Origin of the sequence: Bradyrhizobium sp. CCBAU 051011 (assembly GCF_009930815.1) — a bacterium.
Lineage (GTDB): Bacteria > Pseudomonadota > Alphaproteobacteria > Rhizobiales > Xanthobacteraceae > Bradyrhizobium.
Genome location: NZ_CP022222.1, coordinates 4,544,725 through 4,564,382, shown reverse-complemented (window position 1 = coordinate 4,564,382; position 19,658 = coordinate 4,544,725). Strand labels below are relative to the sequence as shown.

The 19,658-nt window shown below is 63.7% G+C and carries 21 protein-coding genes; 12 read left to right on the top strand and 9 right to left on the bottom strand.

Features of this window, described 5'->3' with window-relative positions; translation table 11 throughout:
- Positions 1 to 43: 43 nt before the first annotated feature.
- Genes ACH79_RS21440 through soxA form a run of 6 tightly spaced genes read left to right on the top strand, consistent with a single transcriptional unit; the run spans position 44 to position 3,652 of the window.
- Positions 44 to 331, top strand: a complete 288-nt coding sequence (locus ACH79_RS21440) for a cytochrome C (protein WP_161852760.1) — start codon at positions 44 to 46, stop codon at positions 329 to 331.
- A 10-nt stretch (positions 332 to 341) separates the two neighbouring features.
- A complete protein-coding gene (locus ACH79_RS21435) occupies positions 342 to 1,622 on the top strand; it encodes an NAD(P)/FAD-dependent oxidoreductase (protein ID WP_161852759.1) in 1,281 nt (426 codons plus the stop codon).
- A gap of 13 nt (positions 1,623 to 1,635) precedes the next feature.
- A complete protein-coding gene (gene soxX, locus ACH79_RS21430) occupies positions 1,636 to 2,073 on the top strand; it encodes a sulfur oxidation c-type cytochrome SoxX (RefSeq protein WP_161856489.1) in 438 nt (145 codons plus the stop codon).
- A 9-nt stretch (positions 2,074 to 2,082) separates the two neighbouring features.
- Positions 2,083 to 2,562: a SoxY-related AACIE arm protein gene (locus ACH79_RS21425; protein WP_161852758.1), complete on the top strand. Its 480-nt coding sequence runs from the start codon at positions 2,083 to 2,085 to the stop codon at positions 2,560 to 2,562.
- Positions 2,562 to 2,882 (top strand): thiosulfate oxidation carrier complex protein SoxZ, encoded by a 321-nt coding sequence (gene soxZ, locus ACH79_RS21420; protein ID WP_161852757.1) that lies wholly within the window; start codon positions 2,562 to 2,564, stop codon positions 2,880 to 2,882. Before ACH79_RS21425 ends, soxZ begins: the two co-directional genes overlap by 1 nt.
- Positions 2,879 to 3,652 (top strand): sulfur oxidation c-type cytochrome SoxA, encoded by a 774-nt coding sequence (gene soxA / locus ACH79_RS21415; protein WP_161852756.1) that lies wholly within the window; start codon positions 2,879 to 2,881, stop codon positions 3,650 to 3,652. The genes soxZ and soxA overlap by 4 nt, the downstream gene beginning before the upstream one ends.
- Positions 3,653 to 3,670: 18 nt before the next feature.
- Here the strand turns inward: soxA and ACH79_RS21410 are convergent, their stop codons facing one another.
- On the bottom strand, positions 3,671 to 4,444 hold the full coding sequence (locus tag ACH79_RS21410; protein ID WP_161852755.1) for a ferredoxin--NADP reductase: 774 nt from the start codon (positions 4,442 to 4,444) through the stop codon (positions 3,671 to 3,673).
- Between the two features lie 145 nt (positions 4,445 to 4,589).
- Here ACH79_RS21410 and ACH79_RS21405 point away from each other — a divergent pair, with 145 nt between their 5' ends.
- The 6 genes from ACH79_RS21405 to ACH79_RS21380 all read left to right on the top strand — a co-directional run bounded on the left by ACH79_RS21405 (position 4,590) and on the right by ACH79_RS21380 (position 11,287).
- Positions 4,590 to 5,789, top strand: coding sequence for an amidohydrolase family protein (locus ACH79_RS21405; RefSeq protein ID WP_161852754.1), 1,200 nt, complete (start codon positions 4,590 to 4,592; stop codon positions 5,787 to 5,789).
- 139 nt (positions 5,790 to 5,928) lie between these two features.
- Entirely contained in the window at positions 5,929 to 6,618 is a 690-nt protein-coding gene (locus tag ACH79_RS21400; RefSeq protein ID WP_161852753.1) for a hypothetical protein, read from the top strand.
- 398 nt (positions 6,619 to 7,016) lie between these two features.
- Positions 7,017 to 8,621 (top strand): SUMF1/EgtB/PvdO family nonheme iron enzyme, encoded by a 1,605-nt coding sequence (locus ACH79_RS21395; RefSeq protein ID WP_161856488.1) that lies wholly within the window; start codon positions 7,017 to 7,019, stop codon positions 8,619 to 8,621.
- A 15-nt stretch (positions 8,622 to 8,636) separates the two neighbouring features.
- Positions 8,637 to 9,062, top strand: a complete 426-nt coding sequence (locus ACH79_RS21390; RefSeq protein ID WP_161852752.1) for a DUF4399 domain-containing protein — start codon at positions 8,637 to 8,639, stop codon at positions 9,060 to 9,062.
- 156 nt (positions 9,063 to 9,218) lie between these two features.
- Entirely contained in the window at positions 9,219 to 10,619 is a 1,401-nt protein-coding gene (locus tag ACH79_RS21385) for a selenium-binding protein SBP56-related protein (protein WP_161852751.1), read from the top strand.
- A gap of 83 nt (positions 10,620 to 10,702) precedes the next feature.
- Positions 10,703 to 11,287, top strand: coding sequence for a hypothetical protein (locus ACH79_RS21380; protein WP_246738702.1), 585 nt, complete (start codon positions 10,703 to 10,705; stop codon positions 11,285 to 11,287).
- Between the two features lie 13 nt (positions 11,288 to 11,300).
- Here ACH79_RS21380 and ACH79_RS21375 read toward each other — a convergent pair whose 3' ends face one another.
- From ACH79_RS21375 to ACH79_RS21340, 8 genes are all read right to left on the bottom strand, one after another.
- The gene (locus ACH79_RS21375) at positions 11,301 to 11,756 is read right to left on the bottom strand and encodes a MarR family winged helix-turn-helix transcriptional regulator (RefSeq protein WP_161852750.1); all 456 of its coding nucleotides are present in this window, start codon (positions 11,754 to 11,756) and stop codon (positions 11,301 to 11,303) included.
- Positions 11,757 to 11,779: 23 nt separating this feature from the next.
- The gene (locus ACH79_RS21370) at positions 11,780 to 12,484 is read right to left on the bottom strand and encodes an ABC transporter ATP-binding protein (protein ID WP_065756668.1); all 705 of its coding nucleotides are present in this window, start codon (positions 12,482 to 12,484) and stop codon (positions 11,780 to 11,782) included.
- Positions 12,481 to 13,272, bottom strand: a complete 792-nt coding sequence (locus tag ACH79_RS21365; RefSeq protein ID WP_161852749.1) for an ABC transporter ATP-binding protein — start codon at positions 13,270 to 13,272, stop codon at positions 12,481 to 12,483. The genes ACH79_RS21370 and ACH79_RS21365 overlap by 4 nt, the downstream gene beginning before the upstream one ends.
- On the bottom strand, positions 13,269 to 15,158 hold the full coding sequence (locus ACH79_RS21360; RefSeq protein ID WP_161852748.1) for an ABC transporter permease: 1,890 nt from the start codon (positions 15,156 to 15,158) through the stop codon (positions 13,269 to 13,271). The genes ACH79_RS21365 and ACH79_RS21360 overlap by 4 nt, the downstream gene beginning before the upstream one ends.
- Positions 15,159 to 15,357: 199 nt before the next feature.
- On the bottom strand, positions 15,358 to 16,560 hold the full coding sequence (locus tag ACH79_RS21355) for an ABC transporter substrate-binding protein (protein WP_161852747.1): 1,203 nt from the start codon (positions 16,558 to 16,560) through the stop codon (positions 15,358 to 15,360).
- A gap of 24 nt (positions 16,561 to 16,584) precedes the next feature.
- Positions 16,585 to 17,169, bottom strand: coding sequence for an amino acid synthesis family protein (locus tag ACH79_RS21350; RefSeq protein WP_161852746.1), 585 nt, complete (start codon positions 17,167 to 17,169; stop codon positions 16,585 to 16,587).
- 20 nt (positions 17,170 to 17,189) lie between these two features.
- Positions 17,190 to 18,098, bottom strand: coding sequence for a UPF0280 family protein (locus tag ACH79_RS21345; protein ID WP_161852745.1), 909 nt, complete (start codon positions 18,096 to 18,098; stop codon positions 17,190 to 17,192).
- Complete coding sequence (locus ACH79_RS21340) at positions 18,095 to 19,540, bottom strand: 6-hydroxynicotinate reductase (protein WP_161852744.1); 1,446 nt, start codon at positions 19,538 to 19,540, stop codon at positions 18,095 to 18,097. Before ACH79_RS21340 ends, ACH79_RS21345 begins: the two co-directional genes overlap by 4 nt.
- Positions 19,541 to 19,658: the final 118 nt, after the last annotated feature.

The following is a 19,658-nucleotide window of genomic DNA, read 5'->3' as shown; positions in this document are numbered from 1 at the left end:
GGCGGCCTTCGGGCCGCCGCTCTATCTTCCGGAGGGGCCGCTGATGAAAACCTTGTCTGTCATCCTCGGGGTGGCAACGATTGTGGCGTCGAGCCTGCCCGTGCTGGCGGCCTCCGTCCCCCCGCCCGGCGCGGCGTCCTGTTCCGGCTGTCACTCCGCCGGAGCAGCATCGGTATCGCGGCTGTACGGCCGCGACGCCGGCGAGATCGTGACCGCGATGACCGGATTTCGCGATGGCTCGGTTCCCTCTACGGTGATGACCCGCATCGCCAAGGGCTTTACGGACGACGAGCTGCGCGCGATTGCGGCGTGGCTCGCGGCGCAGAAATAAGGGGGCCGGCATGGGTATCAGCCATCGCATCAGCCGCCGGGGATTCCTGGGCACCAGCGCGGCCACAGCAGCGTCCCTGACGTTTCCGCTGCCCGCATTCGCGCAAGCGGCAGCCCGCGTCGTCGTGATCGGCGGCGGTTTTGGCGGCGCGAGTTGTGCGCGTGCCCTCAAACAGATCGATCCGAAACTGCAGGTCACGCTGGTCGAGCCGAACAAGACCTTCACCGCCTGCCCGTTCAGCAACAATGTCATCGCTGGGCTGCGTTCGATCGAGGAGCAGCAATTCGGCTACGACAAGATCGCCGCCGGCGGCGTGACCGTGGTGGCGCAGATGGCGACCGGCGTCGATGGCGCGGCGCGGACCGTTACCCTCGCCGACGGCACCTCGCTCGGCTATGACCGGCTGGTGCTCTCGCCCGGCATCGATCTGCGTTTCGGCGCGCTGCAGGGCTATGACGAAGCCGCCGCTTCGAAGATGCCGCACGCCTGGAAGGCCGGCGAGCAGACGCTGTTGCTGCGCAAGCAGCTCGAGGCGATGGACGATGGCGGCCTGGTGGTGATCGCGGCTCCCGCCAATCCGTTCCGCTGTCCGCCGGGACCTTACGAACGCGCCTGCCTGATTGCGCATTATCTGAAGACCAAAAAGCCACGCTCGAAGCTGATCATCCTCGACGCCAAGGACACCTTCTCCAAGCAGCGCCTGTTCCAGAACGCCTGGAAGGAGCTGTATCCCGGCATGGTCGAATGGGTCTCGCTGTCGCAAGGCGGCAAGGTCAATGCCGTCGACCCCGCGACCAACACGCTGATCACCGATTTCGGCAACCACACCGCGCAGGTGGCCAACGTCATTCCGCCGCAGCGGGCCGGCCGCATCGCGACGTCAGCCGGCGCCACCGACAACACCGGCTGGTGCGCGATCGATCCGGTCACCTTCGAGTCCAAATCGGCGCCAAACATCCATGTCATCGGCGATGCCTGTCTCGCCGGCGCCATGCCGAAATCGGCCTTCACGGCGAATGCGCAGGCCAAGGTCTGCGCGGCCGCGATCGCCACGCTGTTGTCGGGTGGCACGCCTGCCGCGCCAAAGCTGATCAACACCTGCTACAGCCTGGCGGCTCCCGGCTACGGCATCTCGGTGGCCGGCGTCTATCAGCCGAAAAATGGAACGCTGGCCGATGTCGAGGGCGCCGGCGGCGTCAGCCCGGCGGACGTGCCACGCGAATTCCGCGCGCGCGAAGCCGACTACGCGCAATCCTGGTTTGCGACCATTACGGCGGAAGTCTTTGGCTAGACTCATCGATCGCATGTCGGGTCCGATCGTCGCCGGGGTCGTGCTCGCCCTGCCCGGCTTGGCTGCCGCAACGGAACTTCGCCTCTATGCCGTCGCCGGCGACGCGATACCGCAGTCGCTGACGGGCACGGCCGGCGATGTGGCGCGCGGGCGAGAACTTGTGGTGGAACGTTCCAGCACTTGCATCCTTTGCCACAGCGGCCCATTTCCCGAACAGAAATTCCAGGGCGATCTGGCCCCCGACCTTTCCGGTTCCGGCAGCCGCTGGTCGGAAGGCCAGCTACGGCTCCGGCTCGTGGATGCGTCGCGTCTCAATGCCGAGACGATCATGCCGTCCTACTACCGCCTCGACGGACTTCAACGTGTCGGGACACCATGGCGTGACAAGCCGATCCTGTCGGCGGAACAGATCGAGGATGTCGTGGCGTATCTGGCAAGCTTGCGCGAATAGGAAGACGTGATGCAACAACAACCCGACACAACACGCCGCCAATTCCTCAGCCTCGCCGGCGGCGCCGCCATAGCCGGCGCGGTCCCCATCGTCACGGTCCGGCCCACTGAAGCGACGCCAGCGATGCTCGCCTCCGCCATCCGCAACGTGACCGGTGGCGCCGCGGTGAAGACCGGCAAGGTCAAGCTGGACATTCCCCCGCTGGTCGAGAACGGCAATACCGTGCCGATGACGGTCAGCGTCGCCAGCCCGATGGCGCCGGAGGATCACGTCGCAAGTATCCACGTCTTCAACGAAAAGAACCCGCAGCCGAACATCGGCAACTTCCATCTCGGTCCACACGCGGGCCGCGCCCAGATTTCGACCCGCGTCCGTCTCGCCGACACCCAGAAAATCGTGGCGATCGCAAAGCTCTCGGACGGCTCGTACTGGTCGGCCAGCATCGACGTCGTCGTCACGCTGGCCGCCTGCACCGAGGATGTCATCTGATGGCTTCAGCACTGATCAACGTTCCTGCGAAGGCCAAACGCGGCGACATCATCGAGATCAAGACGCTGATGTCGCACATCATGGAAACCGGCTATCGCCATACCGCGTCAGGCGAAGTCGTGCCGCGCGACATCATTACGAGCTTTACGTGCCGCTTCAACGGCACCGAGATTTTCCGCGCCGACCTGTTTCCGGCGATCTCGGCCAATCCCTTCATCACCTTCTTCACGACCGCGACCCAAAGCGGCAAGTTCGAATTCGAGTGGATCGGCGACAAGGGCTTCTCCGAAACTGCTTCCGCTTCGATTACGGTCGAATGAGATCTTTCGGCGCCATAGCCGCCGCGCTGCTGGTGGCGGGCGCCGTTGGCGCCACCGAAATTCCGCAGGCCGAACGCCGCTCCGGTTACAGCTTCATGAAACCTGACACCAAGGCGATGCAGGACGAGGATACCGCCAATCCCGGCATGCTCTGGGTGCTCGATGGCGAAGCCTTGTGGAAGCGCAAGTCGGGTGCGGCGGAGAAGGCTTGTGCCGATTGCCATGGTGACGCCCGCACCAGCATGAAGGGCGTCGCCGCCCGCTATCCCGCTTTCGACAAGGCAACCGGGCGCCCCGTCGATCTGGAGCAGCGCATCAATTCCTGCCGCGCTGGCCACCAGCAGGCGACGCCGCTGGCCTTCGAGGGCCGCGAGTTGCTGGCGCTCACCGCCTTCATCGCGCGGCAGTCGCAGGGCGTGCCGATCGAAACCGGCGCCGACCCGCAGCTTGCACCATTCATCGCCAAGGGGCGCGAGCTCTACATGCAGCGGCAGGGACAGCTCAATCTCGGCTGCGCCAATTGCCATGACGATAATTGGGACAAGCGGCTCGCCGGCTCCGCGATCACGCAAGGACACCCGACGGGTTACCCGCTCTACCGGCTGGAATGGCAATCGCTGGGATCGCTGCAGCGGCGGCTGCGGGCGTGCATGTCAGGCATCCGGGCGCAGGCTTATGACTATGGCGCACCGGAACTGGTCGAGCTGGAGCTGTATCTGATGTCGCGGGCTCGCGGGATGCCGATGGAGACACCCGCAGTCAGGCCCTAGCTTCGCAGGAAGCCTAAATTAGCGCTCCGCGAACGCCTTCTCGACCACGAACTGGGCCGGTTCGCCGTGATTGCCTTCGACAAAACCTCTGCCGTTGAGCAGCGTGCGGGTGTCGGCCACCAGCGCGGGGCTGCCGCAGATCATGACGCGGTCATGTGCGGGATCGAGCGAGGCCAGCCCGATATCGCTAAACAGTTTGCCTGATGTGATCAGGTCGGTGATGCGGCCGCGGTTGCGGAAGGGATCGCGCGTCACGGTCGGGTAATAGATGAGCTGGTTGCGGATGTACTCGCCGATCAGTTCGTCGTTCGGCAGCTTTTCGGTGATCATCTCGCCATAGGCGAGCTCGGCGACACGGCGGCAGCCATGCAGCAGCACCACCTTCTCGAACCGCTCATAGGTCTCGGGATCCTTGATCACGGAAAGGAACGGCGCGAGCCCGGTGCCGGTGCCGATCAGATAAAGGTTGCGGCCGTCTTCGAGGTTGTCGATGACCAACGTGCCGGTGGCCTTGCGGCTGACGATGATCTCGTCGCCCTGCTTCAGGTGCTGCAGCCGCGAGGTCAGCGGCCCGTCCGGCACCTTGATCGAGAAGAATTCGAGCCGGTCCTCATAATTGGCGCTGGCGACCGAGTAGGCGCGGAGCAGCGGCTTCTCGCCGACCTTGAGTCCGATCATGGTGAACTCGCCGTTGCGGAAGCGGAACGAGGGATCGCGCGTGGTGGTGAAGCTGAACAGCGTGTCGGTCCAGTGATGGACGCTCAGCACGCTTTCCTTGTTGAAATTGCTCATCGCACCGTTTCCTGACCTGCTGGCCGGATTGACCGGCCGTATCATTCGTATACGATCATTCGTATACAAATGAATAATCCAGCTTGATCCGATCGTCAAGCCGGGCAGAATGTCCGGCGAAGGCATTGAACCAAAAGGAAAAACCATGGCCCACGATGCACCCCAGGCGACCGGCCCGAGCAAGCTGGTGATCCGCAATATCGGGCTGCTGCTATCGGGTGCCCTGGAAAAGCCGATCCTGGACGGCGATACGATCGTCGCCGAGAACGGCAAGATCACTGCCATCGGCCGCTTCAAGGACGTCGATATCGAGGGCGCTACCACAATCGTCAATGCCAACGGAACCACGGTTGCCCCGGGCCTCATCGACAGCCACGTCCATCCCGTCGCCGGCGACTGGACGCCGCGGCAGAACCAGATCAACTGGATCGACAGCTACCTCCACGGCGGCGTCACCACCATGATCTCCGCTGGCGAAGTCCACATGCCCGGCCGTCCGCGCGACGTCGTCGGGCTGAAGGCGATGGCGATTTTTGCGCAGCGCGCGTTCTGGACGCTGCGGCCCGGCGGCGTGAAGGTTCACGCCGGCGCGCCGGTGATCGAATGCGAGATGGTGGAAGACGACTTCAAGGAAATGGCCGCGGCCGGCGTCAAGCTGCTTGGCGAAGTCGGCCTCGGCGGCGTGAAAGACGGCCCGACCGCGCGCAAGATGGTGGGCTGGGCGCGCAAATACGGCATTCAAAGCACGATCCACACCGGCGGGCCCTCGATCCCCGGCTCCGGCCTGATCGACAAGGACGTGGTGCTGGAAGCCGACACCGATGTGGTCGGCCATATCAATGGCGGCCACACCGCACTGCCCGACGACCAGATCCGTTGTATCTGCGAGGGTTGCAAGCGCGGGCTGGAGCTGGTTCACAACGGCAACGAACGCTCGGCGCTGTTCACGCTGCGCACCGCGCGCGAGATGGGCGATTTGCACCGCGTTATCCTCGGCACCGATGCGCCGGCCGGCTCCGGCGTGCAGCCGCTGGGCATCCTTCGCATGGTATCGATGCTGTCTTCGCTCGGCGACCTGCCGGCCGAACTCGCCTTCTGCCTTGCGACCGGCAACACCGCGCGCATGCGCGAGCTGGACTGCGGCATCATCGAGGTGGGCCGCTCCGCCGATTTCGTCCTGATGGACAAGGCGCAGCATTCGCCCGGCAAGAACATCCTCGAAAGCGTGCAACTCGGTGACCTCCCGGGCATCGGCATGACCATCATCGACGGCATCGTCCGCACCCAGCGCAGCCGCAACACGCCGCCGGCCGGCAAGGTGCCGGAGATCGTCAGCGGACATTGATGGCGCCGGTCGCGGCACGACGACGCCGGCGCGTGTGAAAAAGTCACATTAAGCCTCGAAGGCAGTGAACGAATTGCCGGTCAGCCCTGTCCAATGCGGGCTGGCCTGATAGCCATTCGCTCAGACCTTCGAGGAACGTTTGAAGAATTCGTTGCAAGTCGCCGGCGGGGTCGTCGGCGCGGTCATTGGCTTTGTCGCGACATTGCTGCTGCTTGAGCTGGTCGGCTTCGGAAACCGGGCCGATCCCATCATGTCCGGCGTGCTGGCGCTGCTGGTGCTCGCGCCGCTTGGCGCGACCGCGGGTCTCGTCCTCGGCACGACGCTGGCGAGGCGGCTGCGCGGCAGAGAAAATACCGGCACACTTCTCCGTAACAGCCTGAAGGCACTTGCCGTTGTCATCGCACTCTGCGTCGCGGCCGGCACCGCCTACTATGTTTACGCAGTCACGACCGCCACGCCCTGGCTCAATCCGAATGCCGCCAATCCGATTCTCGTCTTTGAAGTGCGCCTCCCCGCAGGCGCAGCATTGCCAAGTTCCGCCCGTGACATAGCGATCGAACTGCAGACCGACATCAACCGCATGCCGGGTGAGCCACGCTTCAACCAGTTCCGTAGCGACGGCGACAGGCCGGTGTTCGCGGGCGACGTCGAGCTGGCGTTCCGCACCGCGCATAGGCAGTTGGAGATCAGGATCGAGGGCCAGCCTGACCGACTCTACCGCATCGGACTGTCAGCCATGGCGCCGCATGCCTCCGAGCTCGGGTCGTGGCAGCCGATTCCCGACGGCAGTGAAATTCGCTATCGCGCCAAATGGCCGGGACGGGATTGAGCCCTGCAAGCGCGAGGCGCTCATCCACCTCTTCCTTGAAAACTGGCTTGCCGTTGAGGTGCATTAGCTGAGCAATCCAACTGGTAGTGCTCGCCATTGGAACTCAAACCGCCGTGCTGGTCGGCAGTGTTCATGCAATTGCGAGCATCATTGGCCGGCCGGTCGATGCCGGCCAGTCCGTTTGCCGGTATTCAGGTCTGCAGTGCAAATCCGGAATCTTCATGATCTGGATCACACTCAATCTCATGTTCTCATGTTCTCATCCGCCCATTGCCCGTGCCAGCCAGCGTGGAACCCGCCCGGCTGCTTTGCCGCCAACGGCCGGTATGGTACGGTGCGGATGCTGGAAAGATTGCTTGCCTTACACTGTGTTAGCAGGTTGGGAGCCAATCCGAGCCATGGCCCAGATTCGTGACATCAAGTCGGGCCGCGTTGGTGAGCCTCCACGCGAGCCAACGCCGCGGCGCCTTGCGGCCATCGTGGCAGGCGACATCTCCGGCTACAGCCGCCTGATGCAGATCGACGAGGAAGGGACGCATAACCGCGTCAAGCGGCTCGAGCGCGACCTCATCGAACCCACCATCAGAGAACACCACGGCAGGCTCGTCAAAACCACGGGCGACGGCTTCATCGCCATTTTCGACAGCCCCGTGGAGGCCGTCCGATCCAGCATCGTGATCCAGCAGAATATGGTCGGTCGCAATGCGTCACTGCCCAAGCATCATTGGATCGAATATCGGATTGGCGTCAATCTTGGCGACGTCATCATCGAAACCGACGACGTCTATGGCGATGGCGTCAATATTGCGACGCGGCTCGAGGGCATAGCCAAGGCCGGCGAAGTCTACATTTCCGGCGGCATCTACGAACAGATAAAGCATAAGCTGGTGTGCGGGTACGAGTCGCTCGGTGATCGAAAGGTCAAGAACATCACCGATCCGGTGCGCGTCTACCGCGTGCTTCCCGACCCGTCCGCACTGCACGAGAACCGGAAGCGACGCGAAAGGATCCTGACCTTCCTGCTTATCCTTGCATTACTGATCATTGCGGGAGGCACTCTCTGGAGCATCTTCGCGCCGGTTCGCAAGGCGACGGAACGGGCGTCAGCGCCCGTTTCATCTCCGGCGGAAGTGCCGAAAGCGCCTGCGCCTGCTGAGAAACAACCAGCGCCGCCGCCCCAGCCCTCTCCTGCCGTGGCACCAACTCAACAACAGGCGACACCTAAGCCGGAGGCCTCTCCGACGGAAAAACAAGCGGCGCCGCTGACGCCACCCGCATCTCCCGCGATTCCTGAGCCTGCACCGACGACACAAGGAGCCGCGTCGTTTCGAGAACCCGAGACGATTCTCCTTCGCGGTGGCAGCTTCGCGATGGGAAGCAACGAAGACCTCTCGGAAAGGCCGGTCCGTCAGGTAACGATCAAGCCATTTGCGATGGGGAAATTTCCCGTCTCGGTGCGGGAATGGAACGCATGCGCCGCGGCAAAGGCATGCGGGTTCACAGCGACTGGAAAGAGCGATGCGCCCGTTACGAACGTGAGCTGGAGCGACGCCAAACAGTATGTCGCCTGGCTTGCGCAAGTCACCCGAAAACCATATCGCCTGCCGAGCGAGGCCGAATGGGAATATGCAGCCCGCGGCGGCACGCAGACCAGATACTGGTGGGGCGATCAATTTCAGCCGGGCATGGTCAATTGCAAGAACTGCACTGACATTCCAGCCGTCGATCAACCGGTCAAGGTCGGAAGTCTGAAGCCAAATCCCTTTGGGCTGTTCGACATGGGCGGCAGCGTCGATCAATGGGTCGAAGACTGCTGGCACAAAAACTATCAGGGCGCTCCCACGGACGGATCAGCGTGGGTCGAGAGCGAGTGTCCCTCGCATGTGATACGTTCCGGCTCCTGGAGAAAAGACTCCAATTATGCCCGGACGTCAAACCGCGGCGCTTATGACACCAATGTGCGATATCCCACCCACGGGTTCCGTGTTGCGCTATCCCCATGAGGTTGAGAGGCAGTCATGAAGGTTATGCAGTGGATCGCTCTGTCAGTAGCGCTCACTTGCCTGCCGTTCGCCGCCTGCGCTCAAGGAAAGCCCGCCGCAAAGGATGCCCGTCTCTATTTCGTGTGGCCGCAGAATGGCGCCGTCATCAAGGGTGCATTCTGGTGCCGCTTTGGTCTGCGCAACATGGGCGTAACCCACGCGGGCGACAACTACCCGAACAGCGGCCATCATCATCTGCTGGTCGACGTGAATGAACCCATCAATCCGAACGAACCGATCCCGCAAGACAAGTCACATCTGCATTTTGGGGCGGGTCAGACCGAAGCCCGGATCGAGCTTCCGCCTGGCAAGCACACGCTTCAGCTCGTGCTGGGCGACGCCGAGCACTATCCGCACGTCCCTCCGGTCATCTCCGAAAAAATTACCATAACGATCAAGTAAAACCCGGCGGCCGACCGCATTGCGGTGTATGCTCGATTGCGCAAACCCCGGCCGGCGGCACTCGCGAGAGGAACTCAACGCGCCGGGTGATATCTTGCTGTTGCGTGCCGCTGAGCCGTGTTGCTGACCATTTCAGGCAAACAGGGAGGCAGTAGGATGAACATTCGGCCCGATCCCACGTTTCACGCTTCGCCCAAGCTTGCCATGGAAGCTCCGCCGGAGAGCTTCGCCTATACCGTGCTGCTCAGCCCGGACTTCTCGAAGCCGGATGCGCTTGCCGTGATCGACGTCAAGCCGGACTCCCAAAGTTACGGCCAGATCGTGCACACCGTGACGATGCCCAACAAGGGCGATGAGTTTCACCATTTCGGCTGGAACGCCTGCTCGTCGGCGCTGTCGCCGCTCAGCGGACACGCCTTCCTCGAACGCCGCTATCTCATCATCCCCGGCATGCGGTCGTCCCGCATCTACATCGTCGACACCAAGCCGGACCCCACCAAGGCGGCGATCCACAAGATCATCGAGCCCGAAGAGATCTTCAGGAAGACCGGCTACTCGCGGCCCCACACCGTTCATTGCGGACCGGAAGGCATTTACATCTCTACGCTCGGCGGCGGCGGCAAGAACGGCACCGACGGACCGCCCGGCGTCTTCATCATGGATTGCGAGACGTTCGAGGTGCTCGGACGCTGGGAGCTCGATCGCGGTCCGCAAACACTGCATTATGACTTCTGGTGGAACCTGCCGCGCGATTACATGGTGACGAGCGAGTGGGCACTGCCGCCGCAGTTCGAGAACGGAATCGTTCCCGAGGATCTGCTCTCCAACAAATACGGCCACCGGATTCATTTCTGGGATCTGCGCGCCCGGCGCAATGTGCAGACCATCGATCTCGGCGCCAACCATCAGATGGCGCTGGAAGTGCGTCCCGCGCATGATCCGGTTCGTGAATACGGCTTCCTCGGCGTCGTGGTCGACACCACGAATCTCGAAGGCTCGATCTGGACCTGGTGGCGCGAGGGTGGCGTGTTTCACATCGAGAAGACGGCGACGATTCCGCCCGAGCCGGCAGCGAAGGAGCAACTGCCGCCGCTACTGCAGGGGTTCGGCGCCGTTCCGCCGCTGGTATCTGATATCGACCTGTCGATGGACGACAAATTCCTCTACGTCGCCTGCTGGGGCACCGGCGAGATGCGTCAATACGACGTCCGGGAGCCGAGAAAGCCGAAGCTGGCCGGCTCGGTCCACATCGGCGGCATCGCGCGCCGCACGCCGCACCCGAACGGCAAGGCGTTTGCCGGCGGTCCGCAGATGGTCGAGATCAGCCGCGACGGCAAGCGGGTGTACTGGACCAACTCGCTCTACTCGACGTGGGATGATCAGTTCTATCCCGACGGTGTTCCGGGCGCCATGGTGATGGCCAACGCAAAGCCGGACGGCGGCCTCGAACTGGCGCGGGATTACTGGATCAATTTCCCTGACGGTTACCGCTCTCACCAGGTCCGGCTCGACGGCGGCGATTGCTCGACGGATTCGTTCTGTTATCCGTCGGTCTAGACTTGAGCGGAGCCGACTGGACACTCGCCTGGCTCTGGCTGGCTGTCGTCGCGAGCGGCCTCTATCACGGCGTCAACCCGGGCATGGGCTGGCCGCTCGCCGTGTCGGCTGGACTGATGGAGAGGAGTCCACGGGCGCTAGTGGCCGCGCTGTGGCCGCTCACGGCTGGCCATCTGCTCGCGATGCTGCTGGTGATCCTTCCCTTCGCGCTGCTCATTGCCGTCGTCGAATGGCAGCGCACGATCCAGTTCGGCGCAAGCCTCCTCGTCATCGGCTTCGGCATTTTCCGGTTGGCCAACCGGCGCCACCCAAGAGTTTTGGCGCGGATATCGCCGGCACAATTGGGGCTGTGGTCCTTCGCGGTGGCGCTTGCGCACGGCGCGGCGCTGATGCTGGTGCCGATCTATCTCGGGCTGTGCCGAGAAGCCGAGCTCGACAGCGGCCATGCCGCCGCGGGCGCCCTCATGAATGGCAATCTTGGCATGGCGGTGCTGGTCGCCACCGTCCACGCCGCCGCGATGGTCGCCGCCGGTGGATGTTGTGCGTGGCTCGCCTACCGCTATCTCGGCCTCAAATTCATATCGCAAAGCTGGTTCAACCTGGATACGACCTGGGCCGTCAGCCTCATTCTGGTGGGCGCGATCGCGCTGATGCTCAACCTGAGCTGACGCGAGCTTGGCCTCAACGCAGCTTGTCGAGCAGCGCAATCAGCGTCTCGCGCTCCTTGACGTCCAGCGGCGCCAGCGTCTCCCTGGAGATCGCCAGCGCATTCGGTGCGGCCTTCTCCGCCAGTTGCTGCCCAGCGCGCGTGAGACTCACCAGCAGGCGGCGGCCGTCCTCGGGGTCGGGGCTCGTTTCCGTCAGGCCGCGCGCGGTGAGGCGGTCGATCACGCCCTTGATGGTCGCGACATCCATCGCCGTCAGCCGTCCGAGCAGGTTCTGCGAGCACGGCCCGGTCTCGGCAAGCTTTGAGACGGCGGCCCATTGCGTCGGCGTCAGATTGATGCCGATCTCGCGGGCGAAGATGGTGGCATGGCGCTGCCAGACCTGGCGCAACATGAAGCCGATCTGCTCGTCGAGAATGTAGGACGGCCGCGCCGGCTTGACGGCCCGTTTCGGCGAAACACTCCTTCCCATCTGCGTCCCCCGCCCTTCCCTGATCACAACGACAGATGCGCGTCGCGGATATCCGGTCGCGCGTCGAGTTCGGCCATCGTGCCGCCGAAGCAGATCTTGCCGCGCTCGATGATGTAGGCGCGGTCCGAAATCAGCCGCGCAAAATGCAGGTTCTGCTCGGATACCACGATGCTGACGCCTTCCTTCTTCATCGCCAGGATGGCGTCGACCATCTGCTCCACGATTTTGGGCGACAGGCCCTCCGAGGGCTCGTCGAGCAGCACCAGCGATGGATTGCCCATGAGCGTCCGCGCGATGGTCAGCATCTGCTGCTCGCCGCCGCTCATGCGCCCGCCCGGACGATTGCGCATTTCGCCGAGGTTCGGAAACAGCGTGAACAGCTTTTCGCGCGTCCAGTATGGCGCGTTCGGCCGCTTCGGCTGGCGACCGACTTCGAGGTTTTCGTCAACCGTCAGATCCGTGAAGATGCGCCGCTCTTCCGGCACGTAGCCGAGCCCGCCGCGCACAATTGCATGCGTCGGCTCACGCGAAACATCCTTGCCTTCGAACATGATCCGGCCCGAGCGGTTCTCGACCAGGCCGACGATGGAGCGGAAGGTCGTCGACTTGCCGGCGCCGTTGCGCCCGAGCAAAGCCACCACCTCGCCCTCGCCGACCTCGAGCGCGATATCGAACAGGATATGCGCCGGGCCGTAAAAGCTATTGAGATCGGCGACCTGCAGCTTCATGCGCCGGCTCCCTCGCGATGCCGCGCATCGTAGACCAGGCCTTCGCCGAGATAGATCGCGCGCACCTGCGGGTTGCCGCGGACTTCCTCGGGCGAGCCTTCGGCGATCAGGCTGCCACGGTTCAGGACCAGGATGCGGTCGGCATGCTCGAATACCACGTCCATGTCGTGTTCGGTGAAGAGCACGCCGATCGATTGTTCGCGGGCGATGCGCGCGGTGAGCCGCATCAGTTCGATCCGCTCGCGCGGCGCCATGCCGGCGGTCGGCTCATCCATCAGCAGCAGCCGGGGCTGGTTGGCGAGCGCGATCGCAAGCTCCAGCCGCTTGAGATCGCCATAGGCCAGCTCGCCGCAGGGCCGCTCGGCATAGGCGCCCATGCCAACGAGATCGAGCAGGCGCCCCGCTTCGTCGCGCGCGAACTGCGCGGTCGAGCCCCAGAGATTGAACAATTGCCTGCCATACGACACCAGTGCAACCTGCACATTCTCGCGCACGGTCATGGTCGGGAACGTCGCGGTGATCTGGAACGTGCGCCCGACGCCAAGCCGCCAGATCGCGCGCGGCTTGCGGCCGATCGTATCCTCGCCCAAGAGCGTGATGCGGCCGCTGTCCGGCATATTCTGGCCGTTGAGCATGTCGAAGCAGGTGCTTTTTCCGGCGCCATTGGGTCCGATCAGCGCCAGGATTTCGCCGGCGCGCAATTCAAACGACACGCTGCGCACGGCATGGACGCCGCCATAGGATTTGCTCAAGGCTTCGACCTTCAGCAATGTCGGAATCATGCTCATTCGGCTACCTCCACGCGGGAGGTGGCAAGCGCAGATTTCTTGTCTTTGGAGGATCGGCGGCGGTTCCAGATCGTCTCCAGCGTGCCGACGATGCCCTTCGGGAATGCCACCACCATCAAAACGATGAAGCCGCCCAGCACCAGCTTCGAGAGATCGGTCTGGCTCACCAGCCAGATATTCGCCGCCTTGAACACGATGGCACCGATCACCGCGCCAGAAACCGTCTCCACGCCGCCGAGCAGCACCATGACCAGCGCATCGACCGACAGCGAAATCCCAAGATTGTCCGGAAATACGCTTCCCTTCAGATAAGCGAACAACGCGCCGCCGATACCCGCGACCGTGCCTGATATGACGAACGCCGTCCATTGCACACGCTTGCCGTTGATGCCGATCGCCTCACTGCGCAGCGGCGAATCCCGCGTCGCGCGCAACGCAAAGCCGAACGGCGAGAACACGATTACACGCAGCGCGGTGACGGCGACCGCCGCGATTGCAAGAGACAGCCAGTAGAAGGCGGCCGGGCCCGCCGCCCACTTATCCGGCCAGACGCCCAAAATGCCGTTGTCGCCGCCGGTCACCGCGACCCACTGGAACGCGATCGACCAAACGATCTGCGCAAAGGCCAGCGTCAGCATGGCGAAATAAACCCCGGACAGTTGCACGGCGAAGAAGCCGAACACGGCGGCGCCCAATAGCCCCAGCACCGGACCCAGCAGCAGCGAAGCGATCATCGGCAGTCCCGCCGCCTTGGCAAGGAACGCGACGCCATAGGCGCCAAGCCCGAAATAGGCGGCATGGCCGAACGAGGCGAGCCCACCGACCGACATCAGGAAATGCAGGCTGGCGGCGAAGATCACGAAGATCGCGATTTCCGAACCAACAGTGAGTGCGTAGTTTCCGGCGAACAGCGGCAGCATGGCTGCAAGCGCCAGCGCACCGACCGACATCAACCGCTCAGCCGAGGTCAGCGGCCGCCACGGATTGACGGTCAGCCCCGGCGTACGCCGCGCCGCGGCCTCCGGCTTGCCGAACAGGCCCCAGGGACGCACGATCAGCACCACCGCCATCACCAGGAACACGAGGATGATGGAGATCTTCGGGAAAATCAGGATGCCGAAGGCGTTCAGCTCGGACACCAGCACGGCGGCCACGAAGGCGCCGATGATGCTGCCGAGCCCGCCGATCACCACCACCACAAACACTTCGACGATGATACGAAGATCCAGCGCATGATGCACGGCATCGCGCGGGATTTGCAGCGCGCCACCGAGTGCTGCGAGAAACACGCCAAGCGCAAACACGCTGGTGAACAGCCATTTCTGATTAACACCGAGCGCCGCGACCATGTCGCGGTCCTGTGTCGCCGCGCGCACCAGCACTCCCCAGCGCGTGCGCTGGAATAACAGCCAGAGAATGCCGAGCACGACCGGACTGAGGCCGATCAGGAACAGATCGTAGCTCGGGATGTTCTGTCCGAAGAAATCGACCGCGCCCCTGAAGCCAGGCGCGCGGCGGCCGAGCAGATCGTCCGGCCCCCAGATCATCACCACGATATCCTGAACCATCAGGGTGAGGCCGAACGTCGCCAGCAACTGGAACAGCTCCGGCGCGTGATAGATCCGCCGCAGCAGTATCATTTCGACCAGTACGCCAACGACGGCCACGACCAGCGCCGCCGCGACGATCCCGCCCCAGAACCCGAGCGCACCGGAGAAGCGCTCGGTCAACGTGAACGCGACATAGGCGCCAAGCATGTAGAACGCGCCATGGGCAAAATTCACGATCCGCGTCACGCCGAAGATGATCGACAGGCCCGACGCGACCAGAAACAGCGACGCCGCGCTGGCGAGACCGGTCAGGAACTGAACGAAGTAGAAGGCCATGGGCGGTCCGGGTTCACATTATTGCGGCGTTGAATTGGCGTCGGCGGGTCCGGCTTACCTCTCCCCGCCTGCGGGGAGAGGTCGGATCGCCCTTGCGATCCGGGTGAGGGGGTACAGGTCTCACAACTTGCATGACTCGTGGAGAGAGCCCCTCACCCCGACCCTCTCCCCGCAAGAGCGGGGCGAGGGAGAAGAGCCGTCAATCCTTCGGACGCAGCTTTGCCACTTCCGCGTCGCTCGGAAGATAATCCGCGCCCTTGCGATAGACCGAGTTCACCATCACGCCCTTGCCGTCCTTCAGTGCGGTCTTGCCGACATAGGCCCCGAGTGTCGACTGATGATCGATCTTGCGGAAGGTGATCTCACCGAACGGCGACGGCATCGACAGTCCTTCGGTCGCCGCGATCAGTTTCTCCGGATCGGTGGAGTTGGCCTTGGCAAGGATCGCGGCAGCCGCCTTGATGGTTTGGTAGCCGACAATCGAGCCGAGCCGCGGATAGTCGTTGAACTTGGCCTGATACGCTTTCAGGAACTTGTCATGATCAGGCGTCTTGATGTCGTACCAGGGGTATCCCGTGACGATCCACCCTTCCGGCGTCTCATCCTTCAGCGGATCAAGATACTCCGGCTCGCCGGTGAGGAAGGAGACCACCGAGCGGTTCTTGAACAGGCCACGGGTGTTGCCTTCGCGCACGAGTTTGACGAGGTCCGCACCGAAGGTGACGTTGAGGATCGCTTCGGGGTTGGCGGCCGCAACCGCCTGCACCACCGGACCGGCGTCGATCTTGCCCTGCGGCGGCCACTGCTCGTCGACCCACTGAATGTCCGGCCGCTTCTCCGACATCAGTTTCTTGAACACCGCGACCGCCGACTGGCCGTATTCATAGTTCGGCGCAATCGTTGCCCAGCGCTTGGCCGGCAGCTTGGCGGCTTCCTCCACCAGCATCGCGGCCTGCATGTAGTTTGAGGGGCGGAGGCGGAAGGTGTAGCGGTTGCCCTTTGACCAGGTGATGGCGTCGGTCAGCGGCTCCGCGGCCAGGAAGAACACCTTCTTCTGGTTGGCGAAGTCGGAGACCGCGAGACCGATATTGGACAGGAACGTGCCGGTCAGCATCGCGACGTTCTCGCTCGACACCAGTTCGTTGGCGGCCGTCGTCGCATCCGCCGGCTTGCCGCCGTCGTCCTTGGAGATGACAACGAGCTTCTTGCCGTTGATGCCGCCCGCGGCATTGATCTCCTCGACCGCGAGCTGCCAGCCCTTGCGATAGGGCTCGGTGAAGGCCGGCAACAGCGAGTAGCTGTTGATCTCGCCGATCTTGATTTCGCTTTGTGCCATGGCGCTGCCCGCCATGCCCGCCACTGCGATCGCCAGTCCCGCGCCCAGTAAGTGTCTCCGTCGCATCCCTACCTCCAATGTACTGTGGAACTATCTCAAACCGTCTTCGCCTTTGACTTCCGAAACTGTCAGTCCGCCGACGCGCGGCAATGGCCTGCCGCTGTCGGTGACCGCGACCGCGACCATGATCTCGTTGGCGCGCGGCGCGTCGTTGATCTGCACTTCCATGCCGTCGAAATGGCTGCGCACGAACGCCGCATCCTTGTGGCCGAGCGGAATGTCCAACGTGGTCCCAGGGCCGCTGCGCTTCTTCGACGAAGGGATCAGCGCCGCGCCCTTGCTCAGAACCTTGCGCACCGGCGCGCCCATTTTCGGATGCAGGATTGCTGCCGCGTGCTCGAGTTCGCCGTTCTCGCCGACGGCCGCGGCCTTGCCGTAGCTGTGTGCCTTGGCACCGTCGATGCCGAGCGCCGCCACCGCTCTTTTTGAAAGCACGTCGCCGAGCTCCTCGCCGATTTCGATGAGCGGCGAGAGATCCTCGACGTACCGGCCTGCAAACGGATTTTCGATCACGGCAATCGCGGCTGCCCGCCGCGTCGGCGGCGCAACCTTCTGCCCCATCTCCAGATGGGTCTCCTCGACCACCGTGACGATCTTGCGAATGATCGCGCTCATATTATTCGCCTCGCTCCCGATCAACCATGCGCCACTCTCTCTATCGCGCTTCGATGAAACGCCGGCAGCGCTTCCGCCTTGGTCCCAATTGCTCCCACCATCACAGTCTCGCCAAGTAGACGCAAGGCCGCACCTTCGATCAATCCTGCGACAAGCAATTGTTGCGCCCGGCTCGCCCCCACCCGCAACGCATCGTCGATTTCCTCCTCGCGTAGCTTGCCGACGTCGCGGGTGACGGGGCGCGCGCCGAGGTCACTGTCGGGCTGCAGTTCGTTGGCCGGACAGCGCATAATGGCAGGATGGCCAGGCAGGTCGACGGCGTTGGCGATGATGGTGGCCGCGGCATCGGCCTGCGACGCAGTTCGCGCCAGCACGGTGACGGCATCGGCAATGCCGAGCGAGAAACTGCGGCCGTGACGCCCACTGGTCGCGATGCCGCGGGCCGGGTCGTCGGCACCGATGCTGATGGTCTGCATCACGCCGTGATGGTCAGGCCGGTCCATCAGCCCGATGGTGAATTGTTCGGCACCGGTCAGATACAAAGCGATGTCGCCGCCATTATTGACGTAGGCGCGATCAGGCCGCGCCGCGCCCAGCATCGCGTCGAGAATTTCTTCCGCGACGCTCCCCGCCACCGCCGCCATCGGCGTGATGAAATGCTCGGCCGCAAACGGCGCGACCGCTGCGTGCATCCGGCGCGCGACGACGCCGTTCAGCGTGCATCGGGCCGGATCGGCAGCCGTCCGCAACTCGACCAACTCTCCACACAGCTCATCGAGCAGGCCGGTGAAGCGCCGTGCCGCAGCTTCGTAGGCGGCGCGCACCTCGCGCTCAGTCCCCTTCGCCTCGATGATCAGGTCGATCGGGCCGTCCTGCAAATGCAGCCGCTTGCCGTCAGGAAGAAGCGCCATTTGCGGGAGCCGTTTCATGCGCGCCGTCCGGGGATAAAGGGCATCGGCCGGAATTCGCTGTTCTCGCGCAAGGAAGCCAGCGAGCGCACATGATCCATGTGGCCGCCAAGCGCCGCGTAGTCGGACAGTTTCAGCGTGAACTCGATCGGCGCCACCAGCGCCGGCGTCGGCACATAGCCGAATGCACCCGCCGGCATCTGCGTGACGTCGACCATGAAGGTGATGCCGCCGCCAGGCCAGACATAAACCGGCGCGCCGCCGCTGGTGACTCGCGTCAGCGCGTCCTTGACCGATCGCGTCAGCCGCACCGGATTGTCGGTGACGCCGGCGCGCAGCGAGCCGCCCGCACCGCCCATGAACAGCACCGTGCACAGCGCCGGTTCGCAATTCTCCTGGATCCGTTCGACGGAGAATTGCAGATCGGGCGGCATCTGCTTCTCGATCGGCCGCAGCGCCTCGTCGAGCTCGTAATAGGCCGCGTGCTCGCCCGTGGTCGAAACCATCAGCATGGTGAGGCCCGGCCGCGCCTCCTTCGGATTGAACGGTCCCAGCACCGCCAGCGGATCGGAAATATTGGTGCCGCCCCATCCCGTCCCGGGATCGGCAACCTGGAAATAGCGGCCGGGGGTCGAGCGCCGCCCCTTCATCTTGATCCCGGTATCGGGAATATCGAGCAGCTTGCCAGCCTGATGTTCGCTGAGAACACCGGTAATGTGGTCGTCGACGACCACGACCTCATCGACCTTGCCGTGCCATTGCTTGGCGAACATGCCGATGGTTGCCGAGCCGCACCCCACCCGCATGCGCTCTTCGGCAACGCCGTTGACGATCGGCGGCCGGCCGGCCTGCACTACGACCGTGGCGCCGCCATCGATCGTCAGTTCCACCGGCTTGCAGTTGGAGAGGTCCATCAACGCATCGCAGGTGACGCGCCCCTCCTTCTTGGAACCGCCGGTTAGATGATGCACGCCGCCGAGCGACAGCATCTGCGAACCGTATTCGCTGGTCGTGACATGACCGATCGCTTCGCCCTCGGCGCGGACCGCTGCCGTCTCGGGACCGAGATAGCGGTCGGTGTCGATCTTCACCTTGACGCCGCAATAGCTGAAAATACCTTCGGTCACGACCGTGACCATGTCGACGCCTTCAACTTCCGACGACACGATGAAGGGAGCAGGCTTGTAATCGGGATAGGTGGTGCCGGCGCCGATCGCGGTGACGAACACGCTGGGCTCGTGGACCAGCTTGCCATCCCAGTCGCCGCCGGCCTGGAACGGCACCAACCGTCCGCCATGCGACACCGTTCGCTCCAGCACGATGTGCGGATCGACGCGCACCAGCTCGCCATTGTGGTTGGCATAGCGATCGCACGCGCCTGCCGCGCCCGGCTTGATGTAACACATCACCGGACAGGCATCGCAGCGGATCTTGTCGCCGGCGGCGACGGTAGCGTCAGTCATGAACAAGCCTGCTCGTTCGAGGCGCCGATCATAGCCGCGTCTGCACGGGCTCGATCATTTGTTCGTATACGAACGATGTTGCGCGCGGACTGAAACGCTGTCAAGCGGCCATCGAGGT

What these genes read in the sequence shown, in the direction of transcription:
- ACH79_RS21365 (WP_161852749.1), bottom strand. Translation starts at nt 13,272, where the DNA reads ATGAGCATGATTCCGACATTGCTGAAGGTCGAAGCCTTGAGCAAATCC.
- ACH79_RS21385 (WP_161852751.1), top strand. Translation starts at nt 9,219, where the DNA reads ATGAACATTCGGCCCGATCCCACGTTTCACGCTTCGCCCAAGCTTGCC.
- ACH79_RS21370 (WP_065756668.1), bottom strand. Translation starts at nt 12,484, where the DNA reads ATGAAGCTGCAGGTCGCCGATCTCAATAGCTTTTACGGCCCGGCGCAT.
- ACH79_RS21410 (WP_161852755.1), bottom strand. Translation starts at nt 4,444, where the DNA reads ATGAGCAATTTCAACAAGGAAAGCGTGCTGAGCGTCCATCACTGGACC.
- ACH79_RS21380 (WP_246738702.1), top strand. Translation starts at nt 10,703, where the DNA reads ATGGGCTGGCCGCTCGCCGTGTCGGCTGGACTGATGGAGAGGAGTCCA.
- ACH79_RS21355 (WP_161852747.1), bottom strand. Translation starts at nt 16,560, where the DNA reads ATGCGACGGAGACACTTACTGGGCGCGGGACTGGCGATCGCAGTGGCG.
- ACH79_RS21425 (WP_161852758.1), top strand. Translation starts at nt 2,083, where the DNA reads ATGCAACAACAACCCGACACAACACGCCGCCAATTCCTCAGCCTCGCC.
- ACH79_RS21405 (WP_161852754.1), top strand. Translation starts at nt 4,590, where the DNA reads ATGGCCCACGATGCACCCCAGGCGACCGGCCCGAGCAAGCTGGTGATC.
- ACH79_RS21375 (WP_161852750.1), bottom strand. Translation starts at nt 11,756, where the DNA reads ATGGGAAGGAGTGTTTCGCCGAAACGGGCCGTCAAGCCGGCGCGGCCG.
- ACH79_RS21360 (WP_161852748.1), bottom strand. Translation starts at nt 15,158, where the DNA reads ATGGCCTTCTACTTCGTTCAGTTCCTGACCGGTCTCGCCAGCGCGGCG.
- ACH79_RS21440 (WP_161852760.1), top strand. Translation starts at nt 44, where the DNA reads ATGAAAACCTTGTCTGTCATCCTCGGGGTGGCAACGATTGTGGCGTCG.
- soxA (WP_161852756.1), top strand. Translation starts at nt 2,879, where the DNA reads ATGAGATCTTTCGGCGCCATAGCCGCCGCGCTGCTGGTGGCGGGCGCC.
- soxZ (WP_161852757.1), top strand. Translation starts at nt 2,562, where the DNA reads ATGGCTTCAGCACTGATCAACGTTCCTGCGAAGGCCAAACGCGGCGAC.
- ACH79_RS21395 (WP_161856488.1), top strand. Translation starts at nt 7,017, where the DNA reads ATGGCCCAGATTCGTGACATCAAGTCGGGCCGCGTTGGTGAGCCTCCA.
- soxX (WP_161856489.1), top strand. Translation starts at nt 1,636, where the DNA reads ATGTCGGGTCCGATCGTCGCCGGGGTCGTGCTCGCCCTGCCCGGCTTG.
- ACH79_RS21390 (WP_161852752.1), top strand. Translation starts at nt 8,637, where the DNA reads ATGAAGGTTATGCAGTGGATCGCTCTGTCAGTAGCGCTCACTTGCCTG.
- ACH79_RS21350 (WP_161852746.1), bottom strand. Translation starts at nt 17,169, where the DNA reads ATGAGCGCGATCATTCGCAAGATCGTCACGGTGGTCGAGGAGACCCAT.
- ACH79_RS21345 (WP_161852745.1), bottom strand. Translation starts at nt 18,098, where the DNA reads ATGAAACGGCTCCCGCAAATGGCGCTTCTTCCTGACGGCAAGCGGCTG.
- ACH79_RS21340 (WP_161852744.1), bottom strand. Translation starts at nt 19,540, where the DNA reads ATGACTGACGCTACCGTCGCCGCCGGCGACAAGATCCGCTGCGATGCC.
- ACH79_RS21435 (WP_161852759.1), top strand. Translation starts at nt 342, where the DNA reads ATGGGTATCAGCCATCGCATCAGCCGCCGGGGATTCCTGGGCACCAGC.